This is a genomic window from Bizionia sediminis, assembly GCF_042684585.1.
GTDB classification, from domain to species: domain Bacteria; phylum Bacteroidota; class Bacteroidia; order Flavobacteriales; family Flavobacteriaceae; genus Algorimicrobium; species Algorimicrobium sediminis.
In genome coordinates this window covers 519,079-541,899 of sequence record NZ_JBHULS010000001.1, presented here as the reverse complement: position 1 = coordinate 541,899, position 22,821 = coordinate 519,079, and the positions used below count along the sequence as shown (strand labels likewise).

The 22,821-nt window shown below is 36.4% G+C and carries 22 protein-coding genes, 1 tRNA gene and 1 riboswitch; of the genes, 18 read left to right on the top strand and 5 right to left on the bottom strand.

Annotation, left to right across the window (positions count from 1 at the left end; genetic code table 11):
* The first annotated feature begins 72 nt into the window (after nucleotides 1-72).
* The 5 genes from ACFSQP_RS02430 to ACFSQP_RS02410 all read left to right on the top strand — a co-directional run bounded on the left by ACFSQP_RS02430 (nucleotide 73) and on the right by ACFSQP_RS02410 (nucleotide 4,618).
* A complete protein-coding gene (locus tag ACFSQP_RS02430) occupies nucleotides 73-618 on the top strand; it encodes an AAA family ATPase (protein ID WP_376891494.1) in 546 nt (181 codons plus the stop codon).
* Nucleotides 618-2,525, top strand: coding sequence for a RecQ family ATP-dependent DNA helicase (locus ACFSQP_RS02425; RefSeq protein WP_376891492.1), 1,908 nt, complete (start codon nucleotides 618-620; stop codon nucleotides 2,523-2,525). The genes ACFSQP_RS02430 and ACFSQP_RS02425 overlap by 1 nt, the downstream gene beginning before the upstream one ends.
* Nucleotides 2,522-3,472, top strand: coding sequence for a methionyl-tRNA formyltransferase (gene fmt, locus ACFSQP_RS02420; RefSeq protein WP_376891490.1), 951 nt, complete (start codon nucleotides 2,522-2,524; stop codon nucleotides 3,470-3,472). The genes ACFSQP_RS02425 and fmt overlap by 4 nt, the downstream gene beginning before the upstream one ends.
* A gap of 187 nt (nucleotides 3,473-3,659) precedes the next feature.
* Nucleotides 3,660-3,932, top strand: coding sequence for an HU family DNA-binding protein (locus ACFSQP_RS02415; RefSeq protein WP_376891488.1), 273 nt, complete (start codon nucleotides 3,660-3,662; stop codon nucleotides 3,930-3,932).
* Nucleotides 3,933-4,057: 125 nt separating this feature from the next.
* Nucleotides 4,058-4,618 (top strand): YqgE/AlgH family protein, encoded by a 561-nt coding sequence (locus ACFSQP_RS02410; RefSeq protein WP_376891487.1) that lies wholly within the window; start codon nucleotides 4,058-4,060, stop codon nucleotides 4,616-4,618.
* On the opposite strand, the gene ACFSQP_RS02405 is transcribed toward ACFSQP_RS02410, so the two are convergent.
* On the bottom strand, nucleotides 4,611-5,456 hold the full coding sequence (locus ACFSQP_RS02405; RefSeq protein ID WP_376891486.1) for an aminotransferase class IV: 846 nt from the start codon (nucleotides 5,454-5,456) through the stop codon (nucleotides 4,611-4,613). The two genes, ACFSQP_RS02410 and ACFSQP_RS02405, sit on opposite strands and share 8 nt — an antisense overlap.
* Before the next feature lie 67 nt (nucleotides 5,457-5,523).
* The gene (locus ACFSQP_RS02400; protein ID WP_376891484.1) at nucleotides 5,524-5,910 is read right to left on the bottom strand and encodes an START-like domain-containing protein; all 387 of its coding nucleotides are present in this window, start codon (nucleotides 5,908-5,910) and stop codon (nucleotides 5,524-5,526) included.
* Between the two features lie 129 nt (nucleotides 5,911-6,039).
* On the opposite strand from ACFSQP_RS02400, the gene ACFSQP_RS02395 reads away from it, so the two are divergent.
* Nucleotides 6,040-6,113 (top strand) — tRNA-Met (locus ACFSQP_RS02395).
* Nucleotides 6,114-6,286: 173 nt separating this feature from the next.
* Here ACFSQP_RS02395 and ACFSQP_RS02390 read toward each other — a convergent pair.
* Nucleotides 6,287-6,646 carry a hypothetical protein gene (locus ACFSQP_RS02390; protein ID WP_376891482.1) on the bottom strand — a complete coding sequence of 120 codons (360 nt, stop codon included), beginning with the start codon at nucleotides 6,644-6,646 and terminating at the stop codon, nucleotides 6,287-6,289.
* A gap of 241 nt (nucleotides 6,647-6,887) precedes the next feature.
* Here ACFSQP_RS02390 and ACFSQP_RS02385 point away from each other — a divergent pair, with 241 nt between their 5' ends.
* Both ACFSQP_RS02385 and ACFSQP_RS02380 read left to right on the top strand, forming a co-directional pair.
* The gene (locus ACFSQP_RS02385; protein ID WP_376891480.1) at nucleotides 6,888-7,694 is read left to right on the top strand and encodes an SDR family oxidoreductase; all 807 of its coding nucleotides are present in this window, start codon (nucleotides 6,888-6,890) and stop codon (nucleotides 7,692-7,694) included.
* Between the two features lie 114 nt (nucleotides 7,695-7,808).
* The gene (locus tag ACFSQP_RS02380; RefSeq protein ID WP_376891479.1) at nucleotides 7,809-9,689 is read left to right on the top strand and encodes a cystathionine beta-synthase; all 1,881 of its coding nucleotides are present in this window, start codon (nucleotides 7,809-7,811) and stop codon (nucleotides 9,687-9,689) included.
* A gap of 230 nt (nucleotides 9,690-9,919) precedes the next feature.
* On the opposite strand, the gene ACFSQP_RS02375 is transcribed toward ACFSQP_RS02380, so the two are convergent.
* Nucleotides 9,920-10,987 (bottom strand): YncE family protein, encoded by a 1,068-nt coding sequence (locus ACFSQP_RS02375; protein WP_376891478.1) that lies wholly within the window; start codon nucleotides 10,985-10,987, stop codon nucleotides 9,920-9,922.
* Between the two features lie 5 nt (nucleotides 10,988-10,992).
* On the bottom strand, nucleotides 10,993-12,831 hold the full coding sequence (locus tag ACFSQP_RS02370) for a TonB-dependent receptor plug domain-containing protein (protein WP_376891476.1): 1,839 nt from the start codon (nucleotides 12,829-12,831) through the stop codon (nucleotides 10,993-10,995).
* Nucleotides 12,832-12,865: 34 nt separating this feature from the next.
* A riboswitch (cobalamin riboswitch) is annotated at nucleotides 12,866-13,102 on the bottom strand.
* 182 nt (nucleotides 13,103-13,284) lie between these two features.
* Between ACFSQP_RS02370 and ACFSQP_RS02365 the strand changes: the two genes are divergently transcribed.
* From ACFSQP_RS02365 to ACFSQP_RS02320, 10 genes are all read left to right on the top strand, one after another.
* The gene (locus tag ACFSQP_RS02365; RefSeq protein ID WP_376891474.1) at nucleotides 13,285-14,469 is read left to right on the top strand and encodes an ABC transporter substrate-binding protein; all 1,185 of its coding nucleotides are present in this window, start codon (nucleotides 13,285-13,287) and stop codon (nucleotides 14,467-14,469) included.
* Between the two features lie 33 nt (nucleotides 14,470-14,502).
* Nucleotides 14,503-15,525 (top strand): FecCD family ABC transporter permease, encoded by a 1,023-nt coding sequence (locus ACFSQP_RS02360; RefSeq protein WP_376891473.1) that lies wholly within the window; start codon nucleotides 14,503-14,505, stop codon nucleotides 15,523-15,525.
* A gap of 31 nt (nucleotides 15,526-15,556) precedes the next feature.
* Nucleotides 15,557-16,351, top strand: coding sequence for an ABC transporter ATP-binding protein (locus tag ACFSQP_RS02355; protein WP_376891471.1), 795 nt, complete (start codon nucleotides 15,557-15,559; stop codon nucleotides 16,349-16,351).
* A gap of 235 nt (nucleotides 16,352-16,586) precedes the next feature.
* Nucleotides 16,587-17,807, top strand: a complete 1,221-nt coding sequence (locus tag ACFSQP_RS02350; protein WP_376891469.1) for a hypothetical protein — start codon at nucleotides 16,587-16,589, stop codon at nucleotides 17,805-17,807.
* A gap of 11 nt (nucleotides 17,808-17,818) precedes the next feature.
* Nucleotides 17,819-18,340 (top strand): hypothetical protein, encoded by a 522-nt coding sequence (locus ACFSQP_RS02345; protein ID WP_376891468.1) that lies wholly within the window; start codon nucleotides 17,819-17,821, stop codon nucleotides 18,338-18,340.
* Between the two features lie 11 nt (nucleotides 18,341-18,351).
* Nucleotides 18,352-19,302: a DUF6175 family protein gene (locus tag ACFSQP_RS02340; protein WP_376891467.1), complete on the top strand. Its 951-nt coding sequence runs from the start codon at nucleotides 18,352-18,354 to the stop codon at nucleotides 19,300-19,302.
* A 7-nt stretch (nucleotides 19,303-19,309) separates the two neighbouring features.
* Complete coding sequence (locus ACFSQP_RS02335) at nucleotides 19,310-20,239, top strand: hypothetical protein (protein ID WP_376891466.1); 930 nt, start codon at nucleotides 19,310-19,312, stop codon at nucleotides 20,237-20,239.
* An 87-nt stretch (nucleotides 20,240-20,326) separates the two neighbouring features.
* Complete coding sequence (rmuC, locus tag ACFSQP_RS02330; protein ID WP_376891464.1) at nucleotides 20,327-21,721, top strand: DNA recombination protein RmuC; 1,395 nt, start codon at nucleotides 20,327-20,329, stop codon at nucleotides 21,719-21,721.
* 41 nt (nucleotides 21,722-21,762) lie between these two features.
* Complete coding sequence (locus ACFSQP_RS02325; RefSeq protein WP_376891462.1) at nucleotides 21,763-22,113, top strand: 6-phosphogluconate dehydrogenase; 351 nt, start codon at nucleotides 21,763-21,765, stop codon at nucleotides 22,111-22,113.
* An 11-nt stretch (nucleotides 22,114-22,124) separates the two neighbouring features.
* Nucleotides 22,125-22,670: an acyl-CoA thioesterase gene (locus tag ACFSQP_RS02320; protein WP_376891461.1), complete on the top strand. Its 546-nt coding sequence runs from the start codon at nucleotides 22,125-22,127 to the stop codon at nucleotides 22,668-22,670.
* Nucleotides 22,671-22,821: the final 151 nt, after the last annotated feature.

The following is a 22,821-nucleotide window of genomic DNA, read 5'->3' as shown; positions in this document are numbered from 1 at the left end:
CTATTTCCTTGTCATTTTTTAGTTTCCTTTTTAATTACGAATTTTACATCCAAAATCCTGCCAAAAATAAATATGCAAGAAACACAAAAAATAGTTATTACCGGTGGCCCAGGAACTGGAAAGACCTCTATTATTAACGACTTAAAAAAACGGGGGTATGTTTGTTTCGATGAAATATCGCGAGACATTACCCTAAAGGCCCGTGAAGATGGCATTGAGCAACTTTTTTTAACCAAGCCTTTGCTTTTTAGTGAGTTACTTTTAGAAGGCCGAAAGAAACAATACTTAGAAGCCGAAAAACAGCAAACTGCTCGGGTTTTTTTAGATAGGGGTATCCCCGACATTTTGGCATACATGGATTTTATTGGTGATACCTACCCTAAAACATTTGAAGAACACTGCAGCAAGCATCCGTATAACACTGTTTTTTTATTAAAGCCTTGGGAAGCTATTTTTGTGAGCGATAGAGAACGCTATGAAAACTTTGAACAGGCGGTACAAATTTATCATCAGTTACAAAAAACCTACGCTAAATTTGGTTACCAATTATTAGATGTACCTTTTGGAAGTGTTGAACAACGCACTACTTATATTTTAGATACCATTAATAATTTATAATGGAGCAACCTATAAACATTCTGGAACGGTATTGGGGCTACACCAGTTTTAAACCGCTTCAAGAAACCGTTATAGAGTCGGTTATGGCTGGCCAGGACACCTTTGCTTTAATGCCAACAGGTGGCGGTAAGTCGTTATGTTTTCAAGTTCCTGCATTAGCCAAATCTGGTATTTGCATCGTTATTTCGCCTTTAATTGCCTTAATGAAAGACCAAGTGCAAACCCTAAAAAACAAAGGCATTAAAGCCATGGCACTAACCAGTGGTATTCCTTATAATAATTTAGATACCCTTTTAGACAACTGTATTTATGGCAATTATAAGTTTCTATATCTTTCGCCCGAACGCTTGCAGCAAGAGTTGGTGCAAGACAGAATACGCCAAATGCCCGTTAACTTAATTGCCGTGGACGAGGCCCATTGTGTGTCGCAATGGGGAAATGATTTCCGCCCAGCTTATAAGCAAATTAAAATACTTCGCGAACTCCAACCAACCGTAAACTGCATTGCATTAACAGCCTCGGCAACCCCCGAGGTGGTTACCGATATTGTTAAGGAATTAGACTTTATTAGCCCTAACATTTTAAAACAATCCTTTAAGCGGCAAAACTTGGCCTATATGTGTTTTGATACGGCAGACAAACATTACAAATTGGAGCGCATATTAGTTAAAAACAACGCACCATCCATTATTTATGTTCGCAACCGGTTGGCCACGGTAGAAATTAGCACTTTTCTTCAGAAAAAAGGATTTTCTGCTACATTTTTTCATGGTGGACTCTCCGATACAGAAAAGGAAACCCGCCTACAGGATTGGCTTTCCGAAAAAAAACGCATCATGGTTGCTACCAATGCCTTTGGTATGGGCATAGATAAACCAAATGTAAAAACCGTTATTCATTTAAATTTACCTGAAAGTTTAGAAAGTTATTTTCAGGAAGCAGGTCGTGCTGGCAGAAACGGCGACAAAGCCTATGCCATAATCCTGAAAAATAACACCGACCAGAAAACACTTGAAGATCAGTTTATCAAAGTCCTGCCAAGTGTTTCGTTTATAAAACAAGTGTATCGAAAACTGTGTAACTATTTTCAAGTTTCTTATGGTGAAGGTGTAAATATATGCGAGGATTTTAATTTTAATCACTTTTGTAAAACCTATAGTTTTAATACGCTTATAGCTTATAACGCCCTCAATACACTGGACAGAACCAGTATTATAGCATTAAATAAACAATTTAACAACCATACCCGTTTACAATTTTTAGTAACGGACAAAGCTTTGTTTCAATATTTAAACAAACAAACAGACTTAAGTGTTATTGTAAAAGCTATTTTACGAAGCTACGGTGGTATTTTTGAACAAGAAACAAAAATAAACACGTTTAAAATGGCAGAAAAAGCTTCGGTAACCGAACACAAACTACTTGGCGCCCTTCAGCAATTAGAAAAAGATGCCATAATTCAGCTTCACATTGCCAAAACAGATGCACAAGTTACATTTTTAGTGCCGCGGGAAGACGACAAAACTATAAACAGGATTGCCCCCATTATAAACCAGCAAAACGAATTAAAACACAAACAAGTTTCCGATGTTTTAAACTACATTGCCAACAACAATATGTGCAAAAGCGCACAACTTTTAAACTATTTTGGCGAAAAGGAGCTTACAAACTGCGGCATATGTTCGGTATGTATTAACCAAAAAGCCGGCACTAAAATACCAAGCAATCCGGAGCACTTACAAAAAGCTATAATTGGCATGTTAGAAGAACGTGCACAGTCCTCCAGAGAGCTTTTGGAAGGTTTAAATTGCTCATCCGATAACTTAAACAAAGCCATACAAACATTATTAGAACAAAATATTATTAGCATAACACCAAACAACACCTATAAATTAGCTCATTTATGAAAACCAATTTACGCATCGTCTTTATGGGAACACCGGATTTTGCGGTTGCCTCTCTTCAAAATATATTGCACCACGGCTACCACGTTGTTGGTGTGGTAACGGCACCAGATAAACCCGCTGGACGCGGACGAAAATTACAAGCATCGGCCGTTAAGCAATTTGCCCTTAAAAATAAGTTAACCATATTGCAACCCACTAACTTAAAAGATCCTGATTTTATAAATGCGTTAGAAGCCCTTAACGCCAATGTGCAGATAGTTGTAGCCTTTAGGATGCTACCAAAAGTTGTTTGGCAAATGCCCCAATTGGGAACTTTTAATTTGCATGCCTCATTATTACCTAATTACAGAGGTGCGGCGCCAATTAACTGGGCCATAATTAATGGTGAAACGGAAACTGGGGTATCTACATTTTTTATTGATGAAAAAATAGACACCGGTGCTGTTATTCTTCAAAAGGCTGTAAAAATATCTGATAGCGCTACTGCTGGAAGCCTACACGATGCCCTTATGGAAACGGGCAGCGCTTTAGTAATTGACACCCTGCAGTTAATTGAAACCAACCAAGTAAGCACGGTGGCGCAACCTAAAGATGCACAATTAAAGGACGCCCCTAAATTAAACAAAGCCAACTGCGCCATTAACTGGCAAGCAGCGGCTACCACCATTTACAACCATGTTCGCGGGCTAAATCCTTATCCTGCTGCATGGACTACACTCGTAAATGGTTCGGAATCTTTGGAAGTGAAAATTTACGACGTACACCCTATATTGGAGGCGCACAATCATGCAATTGGACACATACAGGTAAACAAAAAAGCCTTAATGGTGGCCGTTGCAGATGGATATATTGCTATTAACGAAATGAAACTACCTGGAAAAAGAAAAATGGCTATTCGCGACCTCTTAAATGGATATGAATTTTTACCTGATGCTAAAATGCTGTAAACCCTTGTAAATACTGATTTTACAAATTATATAAGAAAACAAGCACGCTTTATTAACAAAACAGATAAGTTATTAACAAAATTAGCTATTTCCCTTGCTATTACTTGCGTGATTAAGAAATCCGTATAAATTTGTAAAGGATTTAACAAACTTGTTTAACCAAGAATTAATAATTAAACTTTAAATTATGAACAAAACAGATTTAATCGATGCCATGGCAGAACACGCAGGAATTACTAAAGCCGCAGCAAAAAAAGCTTTAGAATGTGCGTTAATTGAAATAGAAGGTGCTTTACAAAAAGGTAACAGAGTTTCTTTAGTAGGATTTGGATCTTGGTCAGTTTCTAAAAGAGCGGCCAGAGACGGAAGAAATCCTCAAACTGGAAAAACTATCAAAATCAAAGCTAAAAACGTAGTTAAGTTTAAGGCTGGTTCGGATTTATCAAGAGCGGTAAATTAATTATTGCTTATTTTTATATGACATAAAAGGTCTTCTGCAAAGAAGACCTTTTTTAGTTAATACCTTTTAATATTTGCTTTTAAATAAAAAAACATTAGATTTATAAAAGCAAATCTACAGCTATTATGATTTCAATAAAACCCAAAAAAGGACATTTACTAATTGCCGAGCCTTCTATAATTGGTGATACCTCCTTTAATCGCTCTATTATTTTATTAGCAGACCACACTGATGAAGGCTCCATAGGCTTTATTTTAAACAAACCTTTGGAATATACCATTAACGATTTAATTCCCGAATTAAACGCGTCTTTTAAAGTGTATAATGGCGGCCCTGTGGAACAAGATAATTTGTATTTTATACACAAAATACCAGACTTAATACCCAATAGTGTAGAAATTTCCTTGGGTATTTATTGGGGTGGCGATTTTAACAAAGTGGCCGAACTAATATCCCACAACCTCATAAACGAAAAGAATATTCGGTTTTTTCTGGGGTACTCTGGCTGGGACAACCAACAGCTACAAAATGAACTTCAAACCAATTCGTGGATTGTAACAAGAAACATTTATAAGGATGCCATTATTGAAAAAGACTACAAATCGTTTTGGAAAGAAAAAATGATTGAATTTGGAGGCGAATACACCATTTGGTCCAACGCCCCCGAAGATCCCACATTTAACTAGCCAAGCGTATTTTTACCTGTAGTTTCTGTAAAAGCATTTTAGCCACATCGTTTTTAAATGCTTTTTTTCGGTATCTTGAAATTGGCTGAATACCGGTTATAACGTTTGTTATAAACAATTCATCGGCTTTCTGTAACTCAAAAGGCGATATAGAAGATTCCTCTAAGGTATAATCGGGTAATTGCTTAACGAGTTCTAATAGCTGCATACGCATAATGCCTTTTAAACAACCATCGGCCAATGGCGGTGTTTTAATTACAGTCCCTTTTACCAGAAACAGATTACCATTACAGGCCTCTACTACTTTTTTCTCTGTATTTACTAGCAAAACATTTTCCAATTTGTTCTCCTCTGCATAAACACTAGCAATAACATTTATAGCCTTATTATTAGTTTTTAACGTGGATAACAAACCAGGTGCAACATAAAAATCTTTAAACAAATCTACCTCGTAATGGGTATCGTTTAGTAAATAAAAGGCATTATCTAGAGGTTCTGTGGTAATTACATAGCCAATATTTTTAGAAGTGGGCTTGTATAAACCACCTTCTCCCCTAAACACCGTTAGTTTCACGCGTGCAACACCCGCCAGCAACTTGTTTTCGGCAAGTGTATTATGTATGGCTTCTTCCAGAGCCTCCATAGTAAAATTCATAGGAATTTCCATACGCATAATACGCATAGAAGCCATTAACCTGAAATAATGATCTTCCCAAAACAATAACTTTCCGGTAACAAATTTACAGGTCTCAAAAACAGCATCGCCGTAAGCAAAACCTCTGTTATACACAGATAAGGCATCTGTTTGTTCAATAAGTTGTCCGTTTAAATTAATCATATAATATTGTAAAAAAACCCGACCAAAGCCGGGATTAGGTGTTATTTTAAAATACAGTAAACATGTTTTAAGCGGAGCCCAATACTTGTTTCAAATCTGAAATCTGATTTTCCCAAAGCATTTTAGCTTCATCAATCTCATCTTCTTCTGCAAAATCTACAATTATAATGGACACATCTTTGGTAATTTCATCTACCTGTATGCGCATTTCAAAAAAATAGGGTTTGCCCTCGTCTGCTTCCCACCTAAATTTAATACGCTCGCCACTTTTTTTACTTACCAGATTAGCCTGTTCTTCGCTACCATCCCAAATAAACTTAAATAATTCGCCACGCGAATTTACATTTTCTGCAAACCACTCTGAAAGCCCAGAAGGCGTTGATATATACTGATATAATAATTGAGGTGAAGCATGGATAGGAAACTCCATTTCAAATTTTATTTTTTCGTCCATAACTGATAAATTTATGTGCTCAATATATACATTAATTTATGAGAATTGAAACTATTTTTTATAAAAAATTTTTAATTGCATTTTATTTGGATGCAATAAAAAACTTGCTATATTTGCAGCCTTGAAAAAGGCGAGGTAGCTCAGTTGGTTAGAGCGTCGGATTCATAACCCGGAGGTCCCGAGTTCAAATCTCGGTCTCGCTACAATAATAAAAGTCTTGTATGAGAATACAAGACTTTTTTTGGTTTTAGCTGAATGCTAGAAGCAGGTTAAAATTCACATTTCAATCCAAAATTCAACTTAATATGATGCTTTCAATTATTAGCTTTTTTGCTTTGTAGAAAACAAATTGTACACCCGCATTTTATTATTAAAGCTAATTTAATAAGTTAGTTTTAACCTCTTTTCTAAATCCGCGTTCCTGACCTAAATAAGCTGGGTTACCGTTTTCTTCAAACCAAAATCCCTCTAAAATATGCGGTGTTATGCAGGTGTATACCACTACTCCTTTGAATATGGTTTTACTGGCACTTTCGTACTTAAAACTTATAACCAAAATGTTATTTTTAAAATAACCAGTACCTGTCTGGATTTGATTACTTCCAATGGTCCATACAGCCTTTATCCGCTTGTAGGCATCCAAAGTTATTTGCAAAGTACCCTTGTATGGGCTTGCCTGGGCATCTTGATTGGTGCCCATAATTTTAAATGTTCCAACTACTTCCTCACTCGTCATGAAATTCTATTTTTTTCACCTAATTACCACTATTTGCTTGAGTGCGATACAACTCAAAACGCGCCCACTCAAAAAAAAACCTGCATGGCGAAAATACCAATAAATATTTATTCGCAGTTGTTGTAAAAACGTTTCTAATAAATACTTCATATTACTTATCCGTGCTTTTCTTGCCTACCTAGTAACCAATAAAGTTAGTTATATTTGAAGCATAAATAAGGATAAACTAAAAAGCTAAAGGATGTATTTTAAAGAAAAATTGGTTTTAATAACAGGAGGTGCTTCCGGAATTGGAAAAATAATGGCTCGGTTATTACTGGAACAGCAGGCTCGCGTTATTATTTGGGATATTAACCCCGACAACATAGCACAAACGCATCAGGATTTTCTTAATAACCCCAATCTTTTTAGTTACCAATTAGATGTAACCAATGCCGTGGAAATAGCAGAAAGTGCAAACAATATTAAGCAAAAACACGGCTGTATTGATGTGCTAATAAATAACGCGGGCATTATTGTGGGTAAATATTTTTCGGAACATTTGGCATTGGATATCGAAAACACAATGAATATAAACACCGTAGCTCCTATGCAAATCGCAAGATTGTTTTTAAACGATATGCTTAAAAATAATACAGGTCATATTTGTAATATTGCCTCTTCTGGCGGCTTGGTGTCCAACCCTAAAATGTCTGTATATGCTGCAAGTAAGTGGGCACTAATTGGTTGGTCTGATAGCTTGCGTTTAGAAATGAAGCAACAAAAAAAGAACATAAAAATAACCACCATAATGCCTTACTATATTCATACTGGCATGTTTGAAGGCGTGCAATCAAAAATACCCATTTTAGAGCCAGAACCAACGGCACGAACAATAATAAAAGCCATTGCTTCAGGAAAAAAGTTGGTTACCATACCGGGTTATATTTATCGTGTTACCCGATTAGGCCAAGCGCTAATGTCTGTAAATGTATTCGATTGGTTTGCTGGTCGGGTTTTGGGTATTTACACCACCATGGAGCACTTTGTTGGTCGGAAAAATAAGTAGATTTCTAGTTTTTTACAATGCCTAAGTGAACCCTAACAATACGTTAAACCTAGAGCAAGGTTTACTAAAAATTTATAATTTCCGTACCTTGCCGTTCCTTTAAAACAGATACCTATGCAGGAGTTACAGATTCGTAAAAACATACAAACACTACTAGCTAATATGCCAGCAGACTGGCTAGAATTAACAACGCACCGATTAGATATTTATACTGAAAGTCAAGCTAAAACCGAATTTTTAGAAGCACTAGATGGTTTAATAAGAAATAAAGAACTTTCTAAAAATTCTTTAAATAACCTACCCACCGCATACGATTATATCCGGTTAGGCCACCCTTTATCCTGTGTGTTAGAATATGGCATAGCAACTGCACACAACCTTAATTATAACAATGTTGTTAGTTTCGACTCGCAAATAATGCCAATTTTAGCTATTTTAAGAGCTAATTTACTTCAAAACAAGAAAACAGAAATAATGTATTCTAAAAAGCTGCCTGAAAGCTTTCATGAAGAATTATTACAATCGGTTTACGGCTACAATTTTACATTACTTGAATCCAACAATACCGAACACCCAAAACCCAATAAAAGCGCCCTTAATACTAGCACAGTTTACATCAATTTCCCAACAGATATAAGTGCCCTAAAAAATAATGTGAACGCCGATTTTGTTGTAAATATATACCCACATATGGGTAGTATTTTAATTATAAATGGCTCTGAAAACGATTCGTATATTTCCGAAATTCAGCATGTAAGACGCCGAGAAACGGTTGCCATGACGCCTAAAAACACGCTGAAAGCCTTACAGTTATTTGCCAGCAACACACCGTTTAAATCGGAAAAAAATACGTCTGAAGATCAAGTCCATTTTAATGCTAATAAATCGCAGGTTTTAGACCTAATTAAAGAAATAACCAATTCCAACATGACGCCCCTGGTGGCCACCAGCGGATTATCCATGCAGTACGCTATTATGATGGGGTTAGTTCATTACGCCCAGGAACACCACCCGGGTAAACCTATAAAATTTATTGTCCCACCCAATTGCTATGGCGGCACTAACGATCAAGCCAGACGGGTTGCAAAATGTTTACCACAGGTTGAAATTGTAGATTTATTGGTGGATGGTGAATACGACATGGTGCAAAGCTTAAACAGTATTTTAAACACCTTAGCGCTAGAAAATGCAATACCCTTTATTATTGCCGAAATACCCACCAATCCGCGAGTAGAAGTGCCAAATTTAAACGATTTACGCACAACGTTAAGCACTGTTAGAAAAACAGCTGACGGAAACCAAGCAGTAGAACCCGTTTTTATTCTAGACCAAACGTTTTGTCCTAATGTGCATTTTTTAGGCCCACAAAATATCTTATCCTATGTGCCGGCCTTGTCTTATGCCAGTGGTTCCAAATTTCCCAGTGGTGGAAAATGTACAGCGGGCTATTGTACCGGAAATTCATTAACAACTAATTTGTTAGCGTTTATAAATAAGCATTTATTACTTTGCGATAACGAAGCTACTGCCCAACAATATGCCATTTTAGCTCAGCAATTACCTTCCATGAATAAACGCATTCAAGAGGCCTATGTAAATACTCGTGATTTTGTAAACTTTATTGAATTCCACTTGCCCGCAGCAAAAATCAACTTTGTAAGTCCAGAATTGGCGCAACAGGGTTTTACACCGTCGGTTTTTTCGCTAGACCTGCCAACAAAAGGCCAAACACCTGAAGAGAAAGAAGCATTTAAACGCGACTTAAATTTAAAATTAATTAATTTAATGATTGCTGAAATTCCTAACGAAAGTAAATTTTGTGTGAGTTACGGACAATTAAAAGGTGTGTACTGGACCATACCCGCTACCTCTACCCAAGGTACCACAAAGGAGGGCGACAAGGATTATATTGTACGTGCGTCTTTATCTGGCAACATGGATTTAGAACAGCACAAAAAGGTATTTCTAAAATTCATCTCAACGTACATATCGTAAATAAAGTGGTAAACTATTTTTAAAAGGTTCCCAACACCCAAGGCATACATAACGGCATACCTATTTTTTTAAAGTAACGCCATTTAAAGCGTAAAAAGTAACGTTATTTAAGCTGCCTTTATTAATACTGGTTATTCATTTTAAAAACACAAAAAAACCGCAATTTAATATGTTAAAATTGCGGTTTTACAAAAATAAGTAGGCAGTTATATTTGCGGTTGTATACTGGTTTAGTTGAAGTAAATTTTAGATGCAATTAAACCTACTTCAAAGGTATGTATTTTATCATTGGTGTTTAAATCGTAAACAATTAAATCTCCCAACGACACATAATCCTTGGCGTCTGTTACAAATAACTTATCATTCTTAACCGACATTCCGTAAGTAGTAATATTACCTAAATTAATAAGGGGACTGGATGGTAATGAGGTAGCTGAATCGGACATTTTATATATGGCACCATTTAACGTATAATAGATGTTGCCATTATCGTAGGCCATTTGTTCTGGGTGTAAACCATCTGCAAAAGCCAATGTTTGGGTAACCGAATTAGTAGTTAGGTTTATTGTGGTTATGGATGCAGTAGATTCGTTTCCTGTCCAAGCTAAATTTCCTTCCGATAAAACCACTAAATCTCCCGCACTATTAATAAACATTTCGTCTGGAACATCGTTAACTGTAATAGTGTTTATTATGTTAGAGCTTAAATCCATTACCGAAATAATATTATTGGAGCCATAACCGCCTTTGTGCGAAATGTATAGTTTGTTGTCATGCACGAGTACTTGCTCTGGCCCTTCGGACATTGGTATGGTTGTTTCTACAGCATTTGTTTGTAAATTTACCACGGCTAGAAAATCGTCTGTAGGATCAAAACCATCGCCCCAATTAGTTACGTATCCTTTACCGTTTGCAAAAGCCATGTAACGCGGTAGGTTTAAACCTGATGAAATAGTAGCATCCTTTAAAAATGTGTATCGGTTTACTACATGAATGTTGTTATTTTGAACAACTATATAAGCCAAACCCCCATTAAAACCAATGCTTTGTACATAGCTACCCAACTCCTCGGCATTGGTATTACTAAATATAGTATTTTCTGTAGTACTAAAATCGTTGGATATAAAGGAAACGGAACCAGAAATTGAACTCCCTCCTTCGGCAATAACTAATAACCCATTTTCATACGCACCAAGCGTTGCTGGTCTTTCTAAATCATTTATGTCATCACTACTACAGGCGCTTAATACAAAAGCAGATACCATTATGAAGGTTAAAAATTTAATTCGATTTTTCATGTTTTTTAAAAATTAAGGTTTAGATAAATATTATAATTAGTACCAGGCATAAACCTGTTGGCTACGCTTTGATAGTTTTTATTAAAGATGTTTTTTATTTGAATGCCAAAATGATACTGTTTTCTGTTGCCCAAGGTATAGGCCAAACCCGCATTGGAAACAGTATAGGCGTCTAGTGTATATTTAGGATTATTATCCGAAAGAATAAAAACATCGCCAACATACATAAGTTGGTAGTAAGCAGACAGGTTTTTGAAATAATAGTTAAACCAACCGGTAGCCTTATGATTTGGCACATAAATAAGTTGTTTTTTGGTCCGCTGATCTTCCGAAACCGTATAGCTATAATTAGCACCCACATTAATAGTATGTGCCAAAAATTGCTGGATTATTCCCAGGCTTGTTTCCAAACCATAGGTTTTAACATGTGCTGTGTTAACGGGCTTCCAGTTGGTACCAATAGGCAGCCATCTAATTAAATCATTAATATCGTTGTAAAACCCGGTAAGTGCTAATTCTAAACCTTTGTATTTTAAGGTATGGCTCGTTTCTATCTGGTAAGCGTCTTCTGGTTTTAAATTGGTGTTGCCGCTACCATCCCAGTATAAATCGTTTACGGTTGGCATTCTAAAATTACGCGAACCGTTTACTGTAACCGTATAAAAACGGGCGGGATTAAATTTAAAACCAGCGTTAAATAAAAATGGTGCTTTATAGTTTTCGGTGAGTTCCTGTCTTACCGATACTTCGTATAAAAAACGTTTACTTAATTGGTGTTTTAATAGTAAATTAAACGATGTTACGCTGCGGGTTTCCTTCTGTATAGAGGCGCCTTCGGCCGTTGTTTTAGTAAAATCGATTACCGAATTAAGCAGTAAATTATCTGTCACCTGAAAAGCTAAATCATGCTTAGCAACTACCGTATTGGCAAGCGCCCCAGTACCTGTGGGATTATTAATATTGGAAAAATAGGTGTATTTTTCGGTTAAATAGGCTAGCTTAAAACGCGATGTAAAAGCATTATACAAACCCACCCATTCTAACAAATTACGGGTGTTAAAATCTTTGTATTTTGTTGGTGTTTCCGAGGAAAATATTTGAGAAAAATGACGCAAACCATCAAAAACATAGCCATGAAATTTAAGTGTATGGTTATCGTTAAGCTTGTATGCCACGTTTGCCGCTATACCTTGGTTGTGGTATTGCCCGTTGGTATTTTTTAAATTGCTGTTAACATAGGTATAATCGTTTGAAGAACTTGCTCGGCTAACATCTAAATTGATTACAAATTTAGACGTGCTCATACTGGTTTTAAAACTACCATCCCAAGTATTAAAGCTACCGTAACGCAAAAATAACTTGTTTTTGAAACCTTTGTTAAAATGAAGTGTATTGTTTAAGTGAACACTCCCTCCAATGGCGCCACTACCGTATAAGACACTACCACCACCACTACGAACGGTTACAGCATCAAAATTTCGAATATTTATGGTATTAAAATCCGTCTGCCCATTAAACTGTGAATTTATATTAATACCATTCCAAATAACTGCAGTCTGCTGGGCCGTAGTACCTCTAAACGCCGCCGAAGATACCATACCCAAGCCATTTTCTTTAAAATAAATACCCGTGTTGTAGTTTAACAAATTGGTTAGCGAACTAGCACTTCTAATTAAGATAGTATCCGATAATTGACGCGTTTGTTGCGTATCCGAAAAACGGTACAAACCAGGATCTGATTTTAACAGAACCTCTTCCAATTGTTGCAATTTGTTTAAGTCTGTTTGCGACCACAAAGTGCTAGTAATACCTACTAAACAAGTAAAAAATAAAAGCCGTTTCATATTTAATGGAGCCTTTTACCCGAAAGCTCTTAAATTAAAGGTTACGACTTTGGCAGGTCTCCTGACTTGTTTTACGCTATTAAACCTTCCCAGATAAACCAGTGGTTATTGCAGTAATAGCATCTCGAAAACGAGGTATGCCACAAGGGCATAAAAACTTACAGTTGCGGGAACAGCTCTGGATTTTCACCAGATTCCCTTTTAATTAATGGTGTTGCCATATTTATTTACACAACAAAATTACCATTAAACCAAAATCGCCGCAAAGGTAAGTATTCTTTTTAGATATGAAGTAATAAGTTTATTTTTTCTTGGTAAACTTATACATTAGGTACAAAAAACCAATTACAAAATGTAGAATTATGAAACCAGCTACTACATAAAGTATTACATTAGATCCGTCGCGCATAGTAATTAATTTTAACTAAATTTACGCAATTTTTAAAAATGCTCATGTTACAAAAGTTACAAATACACACATTTCTTTACTGGCTTCTTTTTTTTACAATTTTAAGCAGTTGTCAAGATACCACACAAAGCAAAAAAACACCGCTTAATAGTGCCAAAACAAATTCGAAAGTTGCGGATAGTTTACCGCTTACATACGCCACAGGATTTAGCATAACTGAAAATGAGCACTACAAAGTTTTAACCATTAATAATCCGTGGCCCAATGCACAAAAGCAGTACAAATATGTGTTATTAGAAAAGAATCAGGACAGAAATAACATACCGGAATCTGAACAGTACACAGCCATTATTACTGTCCCCATAACAAAAATAGTAGTAACATCTACCACACACATTCCTGCTTTGGAACTTTTGGAAGAAGAAAACGCCCTTATTGGCTTCCCGGGAACAGATTATATTTCGTCCCAAAAAACACGCCAACTAATTGCCTCTGGCGCTATTCGGGAGTTAGGTAAAACGGAAAATTTAAATACCGAAGTGCTACTCGAGCTTTTTCCCGAAGTAGTTATTGGCTTTGGTATAGATAACAACAATCAGGGTTTTGAAACCATCCAAAAAGCAGGTATTCCTGTAATTTACAACGGCGATTGGGTTGAAAATTCGCCTTTAGCAAAAGCAGAATGGATTAAATTTTTTGGAGCCTTATTTAATAAAGGTGCCGAAGCAAATCGCATTTTTAAAACCATAGAAACCAATTATTTAGAAGCTAAAGAACTCGCTAAAAACACCAATAAAAATATTCAGGTTTTAAGCGGCGCCATGCATAAAGATATTTGGTACTTACCAAGCGGTAACAGTCCTGAAGCGCAATTATTACGCGATGCCAATTTAAATTCTTTCTGGAAAAACAGTACAAACAAAGGCAGTTTAGCATTGAGTTTTGAGGTAGTTTTTGATACTGCAAAAAACGCCGATTTATGGATTAGCCCCTCGTACTATAATTCCTTTAGTGCTTTGCAAAAAGCGAATGCACACTACACTAAATTTAAGCCATTTAAAGAAAATAAAATATATTCATTTGTTAACACCACAGGAAGTACCGGTGGTGTAACCTACTACGAACTAGGTACGGCAAGACCCGATTTGGTGCTAAAGGATTTAGTTAAAATAGCACACCCCGAATTACTGGTTAATTATGAATTGCAATTTTTTAAACCGCTTCAATAACCCGATATTTGCCCAGCTAGGTTTATATTTACTATGAATACCAAATACACATTTTCCTTTATAACGCTTGGCATGCTGCTGTTACTCTGTTTTGGTTTAAACATAAGTCTGGGCTCGGTATCCATACCACTTTCTGCAATTTTTAAAAGTTTTTTAGGCACCTTGGAACATGAGTCTTGGTCCTACATTATAACCGAATACCGCCTACCTAAAGCATTTACTGCTATTTTAGTGGGATCAGGTTTGGGCATCTCTGGCTTATTAATGCAAACACTTTTCAGGAATCCGTTGGCAGGTCCTTTTGTATTAGGCATTAGCTCCGGTGCTAGTTTAGGCGTTGCTTTAGTTATTTTAGGTGCCGGTATGTTTGGTGGTGTTTTTGCTGCTTTTTTAGGCTCTAAATGGAGTATTATTATAGCCGCTAGTTTAGGTAGTTTTTTAGTGTTATTAGCGGTGTTAATCGTGTCATCAAGGGTTAGAGACACCATGGCTTTACTTATTATAGGACTTATGTTTGGGAGCATTACGACGGCCGTTGTGAGTGTATTATCGTATTTTAGTAGCGCAGAACAGCTGCAGCAATATATTTTCTGGGGCTTTGGTAGTTTAGGAAATCTTTCGTGGGCAGAATTGGGAATTTTTGTAGCAGTTTACGGCAGTGGTCTTTTAATAACACTGGCCTCTATTAAGGCTTTAAATTCCTTATTACTAGGCGAAAATTATGCCAAAAGTCTAGGTTTAAATATTACGCAAAGCAGGTTACTTATTATTATTGCTACCAGCTTGTTGGCAGGAACTATTACAGCCTTTGCAGGACCTATAGCGTTTATTGGTCTTGCCATACCACACATAACACGCCAAATTTTTACCACATCCAACCATAAAGTTTTAATTCCTGCCGTATTTTTGCTAGGTGCCATTGTTATGTTGTTGTGCGATTGTATTGCACAACTTCCAAACTCGGATTACACCTTACCTATTAATGCCATTACATCGTTAATTGGTGCGCCTGTTGTTATCTGGTTGCTGGTGCGCAAGCGGAACATGCTGTTTTAATATGTTTTAATAAATTAAGCCCAATTATAAGGTGAATAAAAATACGAAACCAACCATAATAGAAACTAAAAACCTAACTATTGGCTATACTTCTAAAAAAAGCACCACTGTAGTTTGTAAAAACATAAACATGTCGCTTCAAAAGGGCCAGTTAATAGGGCTAGTTGGTGCTAATGGTATTGGAAAATCTACTTTTTTAAGAACCCTAACACGGGTACAACCGCAAATTTCGGGCAGTATTTTTTTAGACAAAAAATTATTAGACACCTACAGCAACAGCCAATTAGCTAAAACGATGAGTGTGGTTTTAACCGAACAAATAGCGTCTAAAAATTTATCGGTTTTTGAAGTCGTTGCACTTGGCAGACAACCCTACACCAATTGGCTTGGTAAGCTATCGGAAACCGATATGCGCATGGTAAATTTAGCGTTGGAACAAACCAATATTGGGGCACTAAAAAATAAAAAATGCTATGAATTAAGCGATGGCCAACTTCAAAAAGTAATGATTGCCCGCGCTTTGGCTCAAGACACAGATCTAATTATTCTGGATGAACCTACCACGCATCTAGATATGTACCACAAAGCCTATATTTTAAAATTACTTCAAAAACTCGTAAAAGAAACAAACAAAACCATTCTTTTCTCTTCTCACGAAATAGATTTGGCTATTCAACTATGCGATACCATGGTGGTGTTAACCAATAATAAGGTTATCACCGACGCGCCTTGTAACCTCATTTCAGCAAAAGTTTTTGAAGCTCTATTTCCTTCCGACTTAATAGCTTTCGATACTAAAACGGGTAGTTTTAGAGTAAAAAAGTAAGCCACACCTTCCTATTAACTACTTTTTATTGGCCCTGTTACCAAGTAAAAAATAGTTTTAAACAAAAAGCAAAGACATTAAAAAACTAAAAATAAATGCATCTATTTAGTTTAAATTTCTATATTTATCCACGTTAAATATGAACTTTCTATTCTCACAAACAGAGAATTAAAGGTTTCATTATAACGCTACTAATCAATTACTAACTAAAACCATTTAATTCATTCCATTTCTAATGAAACACCTATTACTGGCGGCAATTGCTACCATTGTTGTGGCGCCTGTATTCGCGCAAACAAATACCACCAATCTTGACTACAAAAGAAGCTCGTTGTACACTTTAATGGTGTCGGACACGAACAAAAACTTTTCAGAAACCATAGAAAGTTCGTTTGTAAACTACCCCATTCCAGACAAATTTAACGACCATATTGTAGACCAACGAACCATTCCAATTGTTTTAAACGATACCGTTTCAAAAAAAGAATTGCAACAATTACAGCACGACAATATTACTAACTTTTTAACCACCAATGATATTGCAAAAATGATGATTGCTAAATGGTTTAACCGAAGCGAGACGGGCGGTTTTAACATGGATTTAATATCCGAACGAGGTAATTATAATGCCACAGAATTGGATGTAAAATTGGCAAGAAATAGCGAACGTGGTACAGCCCTACTTGCCGATGCTGGCGAAGAGCTTATAAGCAATACCTTTGTGGTGGTAAATAACTTTAAATACACCAACAAAGAGGAGATTGCAAAAAAAACCAATGGCATTCTTTCCATAGTCTCGGCAGTAGCTGCAGAGGCCGGAGCTGGCGATGTTAGCTTGGTGGTAGATACCGCTGCCGAAGGCGTTAATATTTTAGGCAAGGGCTATGTTATAAAAACCGATTCTTATTTATACCAGTTGGTTTGGAACGAAGAAGTTGCTGCAACATTTTACAACGATTACTGGACCGAAGATGCCAATCTGGATACGACACGCGTGCAAGCCTTTAACGAAACCAACCTATTTAAATTAGAATATATAGGTATGGAAAGTGCTTGGGCCGATTTACAAAGCACGAAATACACCTCTAAAACAGACGAAGAATTAATAACCACAGCAACCATAAAAGCTTCCGATGCCGTAATAGCCAAACTACAGCGCAGCTACGAGGTATTTAGAACCAAAACACCCCTGTTAAGTGGCAGTCCTATTACAGCAAAAATTGGCCTAAAAGAAGGTTTACAAAAAAATGATAAATACGAAGTACTTGAGCAAATTTTAACCAAAAATGGCGAAACCGACTACAAACGGGTTGGGGTTATTCGTGTTGAAAAAGATAAAATTTGGGATAACCGCTTCATGGCAACCGAAGAAAACACATCGGAATTAGAATACACCACCTTTAAGGGTGCCAAAAATAAATACTATCAAGGTATGTTAATCAGACAAATAAACTAAAACTATTAATTATGAAACTAAAACATTATTTATTACTTGTTGGCATCATCTGCTTCGGATTTAACGCTAACGCCCAATGGAAAAAAAACAAAGCTAACAGAGATACCAAAATTTTTCGTTACGATATTGAATGCCAAGGTATTGCCAAAAAAGGAGCCAAACTTGTTAAAGTGTGGTCCTATTCCAAAAATCCAAAACACGCCAAAGCCCAAGGTATGAAAAATGCTGTGCATGGTATAATTTTTACTGGTTACGCTGGCGGAAATCAAGGTTGTACCACCTTAAACCCTTTGGTGTCCGATTATACGGTGGCTGAAGAACACGAAGCTTTTTTCGACGCCTTTTTTGAAGACGGTGGCGAATACTTAAAATACGTAAGTTCCGCAACCGACGGTAGTATTGCAGCAGGCGACAGACTAAAAGTAAGTAAACGAGAGTATAAAATTGGTGTTATTGTAAGCGTGCAATTCGACCAATTACGCAAAAGATTAGAACAAGAAGGTATTGTGCGTGCACTAAACGCAGGTTTTTAAATATATAAATTATGAAAAAATACATTTTAATTACACTAACCGTTTGTTGTGTAGCACTAGGATATAGCCAAGCTAAAAAACCTACCTTAATGGTTATTCCTAGCGATGTTTGGTTTAACGAAAACGGCTACATGACCACCTATGAAAACCAAGGTAACATTGAAAAAGTGCCCGATTACAAACGAGCTTTCCAAGAAAGTGCCGAAGTAAACCAAGTTATTAGCCAAATAAATGGTTTAATGGCAGAGCGTGGGTTTCCATTAAAAAATATGGAATCTGCTTTAAAAACTTTAGCCTCCAATGAAGCCGAAGATAATATGAGAAGCTCCAAATCCGGCGCTGAAATTACTGAAAGCCCTATAGATGAGTTGAAAAAAATTGCGAAAGCAGATATTATTATCCAGCTTACATGGACTGTTAACACCATGGGGCCAAAAAAATCTATTTCGTTTAATTTACAAGGTCTAGACGCATACACAGATAAACAAATAGCAACGGCTGTTGGCACGGGTGAACCTTCATTTTCTGCCGAAATTCCGGTACTTTTATCAGAAGCGGTTTTAGCACATATAGATAATTTTAACGAAACGCTTCAACTTCATTTTGACGATATGTTTGAAAATGGACGCGAGATTATTGTGAGAATTCAAACTTGGGACGATTGGGATGGCGATTTAGAAACCGAATATGGCAACGATGGCGAAGAATTGGGTTTCATTATTGAAGATTGGTTAGACCAAAACACCGTTAAAGGGCGCTATAACACCACAGATATAACGGAAAATATGGCATTGTTTGAACAAGTAAGGATGCCTTTATTTAACGATAAAGGTCGTGCCATAGACGCGCGAAGATTTGTAAAAGAATTAAGCGATTATTTAAAAAATGAGCCTTACTCCATACCAAATAAATTGGTTATGAAAGGTTTAGGTCGCGCAACAATAATTTTAGGAGGTAAATAAGACAATTATGAAAAAAATTATAACCCTAGTAATCGGCTTAATGGCAACCACTTTAGTTGCCCAAGACACAAACTACAACATCTCGTTGGGTGCTTACATACCCAACCAAGTTGAAGGTATTCCAGATAACGCAAAAGCCATGTTATTAAACAAACTTGGCCAACTTATAACCAGTAATGGTATTAGCGACGATGTTGCAAATTCGCGCTTTATTATTACCCCAAATATTACGGTTATGAGCAAAGATGTTATTGGCTCGGCGCCTACTAAAATTGCACTCAATTTAGAAATGACTTTATATATTGGCGACGGCATTGCAGGAAACTTATTTGCAACCGAATCGTTTACGCTAAAAAGTGTTGGAAACAACGAAACTAAAGCTTACATGCAGGCTATTAAGCAATTAAAACCGTCCAATAAAAAATTACAGGATTTTATAAGCAATGGCAAAGCTAAAATAATAGATTATTACAACAGTAATTGTAAACAACTATTAGCTGAGGCTGCTGTTCTAGAAAACCAAAATAATTACGAAGGAGCTTTAGCTATATTGGTAAGTGTACCATCGGCCTCCGATTGTTTTAACACGGTTAAAAATAAAATTGAAAGTACGTACCAAAAAGTAATCGATACGGATTGTAAACTTAAACTACAGGAAGCCGAAGCTATTTGGGTAGCTAATCAAGATATTGCCGCAGCCAAAGAAGCAGGCTACTTACTAGCCTCTGTAGATCCGCAAGCAAATTGCTTTAAAGCGGTAAAAAACCTATTTTCTAAAATTGAAAAACGTGTAAACGATTTACAAGACAGAGATTGGGATATTAAACTCCAAGAATTCGAGCTGCGTAAAGCTACCATAGAAGCAGCTAGAGCTGTTGGTGTGGCTTATGGAAACAACCAGCCTAATACGGTTTATAATGTGCGTGGATGGTATTAAAACCAATACCATTAATAACCTATTATAAAAGCGCTCTTTCTAGAGCGCTTTTTTTTATCTTTACCTATAATCTTTATACTAATAATCATGACCGATAGTGTTTTTCTTATTCTAGTAAGTCTTATAACCGGAACTTTTGGTGCCTTTGTTGGGTTTAGTATGGCCAAACTAAGACATAAAGGAGACAGCAATACTCTGCAAGAGCGTAACACTAATTTACAACAGCAGCTTACAACCTTACAAGCCAACTTTCAAAACGACCTAAAAAGACACGAAAGTTTTTTCAATCAGCAACTATCAGATTATAAAACAACAATAGGTAAATTAGAAGACGAACAGTATAAATTACGCCAAGAAAAAGAACACTTGCAAACCGCTTTAGCCAAACGCAATTCAGATTTTGACAATCTGGAAGAGCAACTAGTAAAACAGGAAGCTAATGTGCTAGAGCAGCAAACACAAATGCGAAAGGATTTTGAGCTATTAGCATCAAAAATTTTAGATGAAAAAAGCGAAAAATTTACAAGTCAAAACAAAGAGAATATTAAACAAATATTACACCCTTTGCAAGAAAAGATTCAGCTGTTCGAGAAAAAGGTTGAAGACACCCAAAAAGAAAGTATTAGCATGCATTCCGCCTTGAAAGAACAGCTTTTAGGGTTAAAAGATTTAAACCAACAAATGACAAAAGAAGCTACCAACCTTACTCGCGCGCTTAAAGGCGATAGCAAAATGCAAGGAAATTGGGGCGAGCTGGTACTTGAGCGTGTTTTGGAAAAATCTGGTTTAGAAAAAAACCGCGAATATTTTGTACAACAAAGTTTTACCACCACTAACCAAACCCGTTTGCTGCCAGATGTGGTGTTGCATTTGCCCAATAATAAACGTATGATTATTGATAGTAAAGTATCGCTTACAGACTACGAACGTTTAGTTAATGCCGAAGATACCGATAAACCCGCTTGGCTTAAAGCACATGTAAACTCCATTAAACGTCATGTAGATCAGCTTTCCGATAAAAAATACGAAGATCTTTACGATATCGAATCGCCCGACTTTGTGCTTATGTTTATTCCCATAGAACCTGCATTTGCTATAGCTTTAAATGAAGATAACACACTGTATAATAAAGCCTTCGAAAAAAATATCGTTATTGTTACACCAACCACTTTATTAGCTACCTTACGCACCATAGATAGTATGTGGAGCACCGAAAAACAGCAACGTAACGCATTAGAAATAGCCAAACAAGCTGGGGCGCTTTACGATAAATTTGAAGGTTTAATAACCGACTTAACCAATGTAGGCAAAAAGTTAGATTTAGCTAAAACAGACTATGCAGCCGCTATGAATAAGCTTGTAGATGGCAAAGGCAACATTATAGGGCGCATTGAAAAATTGAAAAAAATGGGGGCAAAAGCCAAAAAATCGTTACCCGAAGCCATTGTACAACGTGCTACAGGTGATGAAAACACATTGTAAAATTTAAAACAACTTACTAACAATAGTCAGTTCCTTGCTTTATGAAACGCATATTAATTTTAATACTAGTAGCACTTATCCTTATGGCAGCAGGTGGCTTTATCTTTATTTATAAAGTAAGTTATAGCGAAGGTATTCGCGCTGGTGAACTGGTTAAGTTTAGTAAAAAAGGTGTATTTTTTAAAACTTGGGAAGGCGAAATAAGCCAGGGGGTTTCTGAATCACAGCATTTCAAATTTTCGGTTGAAAAACACGAAACTCAAGTTATTAACGATTTAAAAGACCTACAAGGCAAAGAGGTTAAGCTGCACTACTTTGAGCGCTACAATACCTTATTTTGGATAGGTGATACTAAATATTTTATAACCAAAGTAGTTGAAGAAACTAACTAAAGTACAGTACTATGTCGAAACTTTTTAAAACAGTTGCCAGTTCACGCACAAGCATAGCCGAACTTATGCAGCCATCGCATTCTAATTTTGGTGGAAAAATTCATGGTGGTTATTTACTAAATCTCATGGACCAAATAGCATTTGCTTGCGCCGCAAAACACTCCAAACATTATTGCGTTACGGCATCGGTGGATACGGTAAATTTTTTGGAACCCATTGAAATTGGCGAAATTGTAACCTTAAAGGCATCTATTAATTATGTGGGTAATACGTCCATGGTGGTTGGCATTCGTGTGGAGGCTGAAAACATAAAAACCGGACATATTAAACATTGTAATTCGTCGTACTTTACCATGGTTGCCAAGGACGAAACGGGGAAATCGGCAACCGTACCCGGACTTATTTTAAGCTCCGAAGAGGAAATCAGACGTTTTTTGCACGCCCTAGAGCGTAATAAGGCAAAACGCCAGAATAAAAAAGAATTTCAGAGCAAAGACTTTGTTCTAGAAAATTATTTAAACGAACTTCAAAAACACAACATCAAAATAGCATTGTAATGCCTCAACAGCTTGTTGTATTTTGGTTTAAAAAGCTGTATTTCTATGTTTAAATCTTTAAATTAAATAGGTAGCCGTTTGCAGATTGGTAAAAAATGACGATATTTAGTTATTCCTTTTTTAAAGCATAATTAATTTTATGCCATTATAA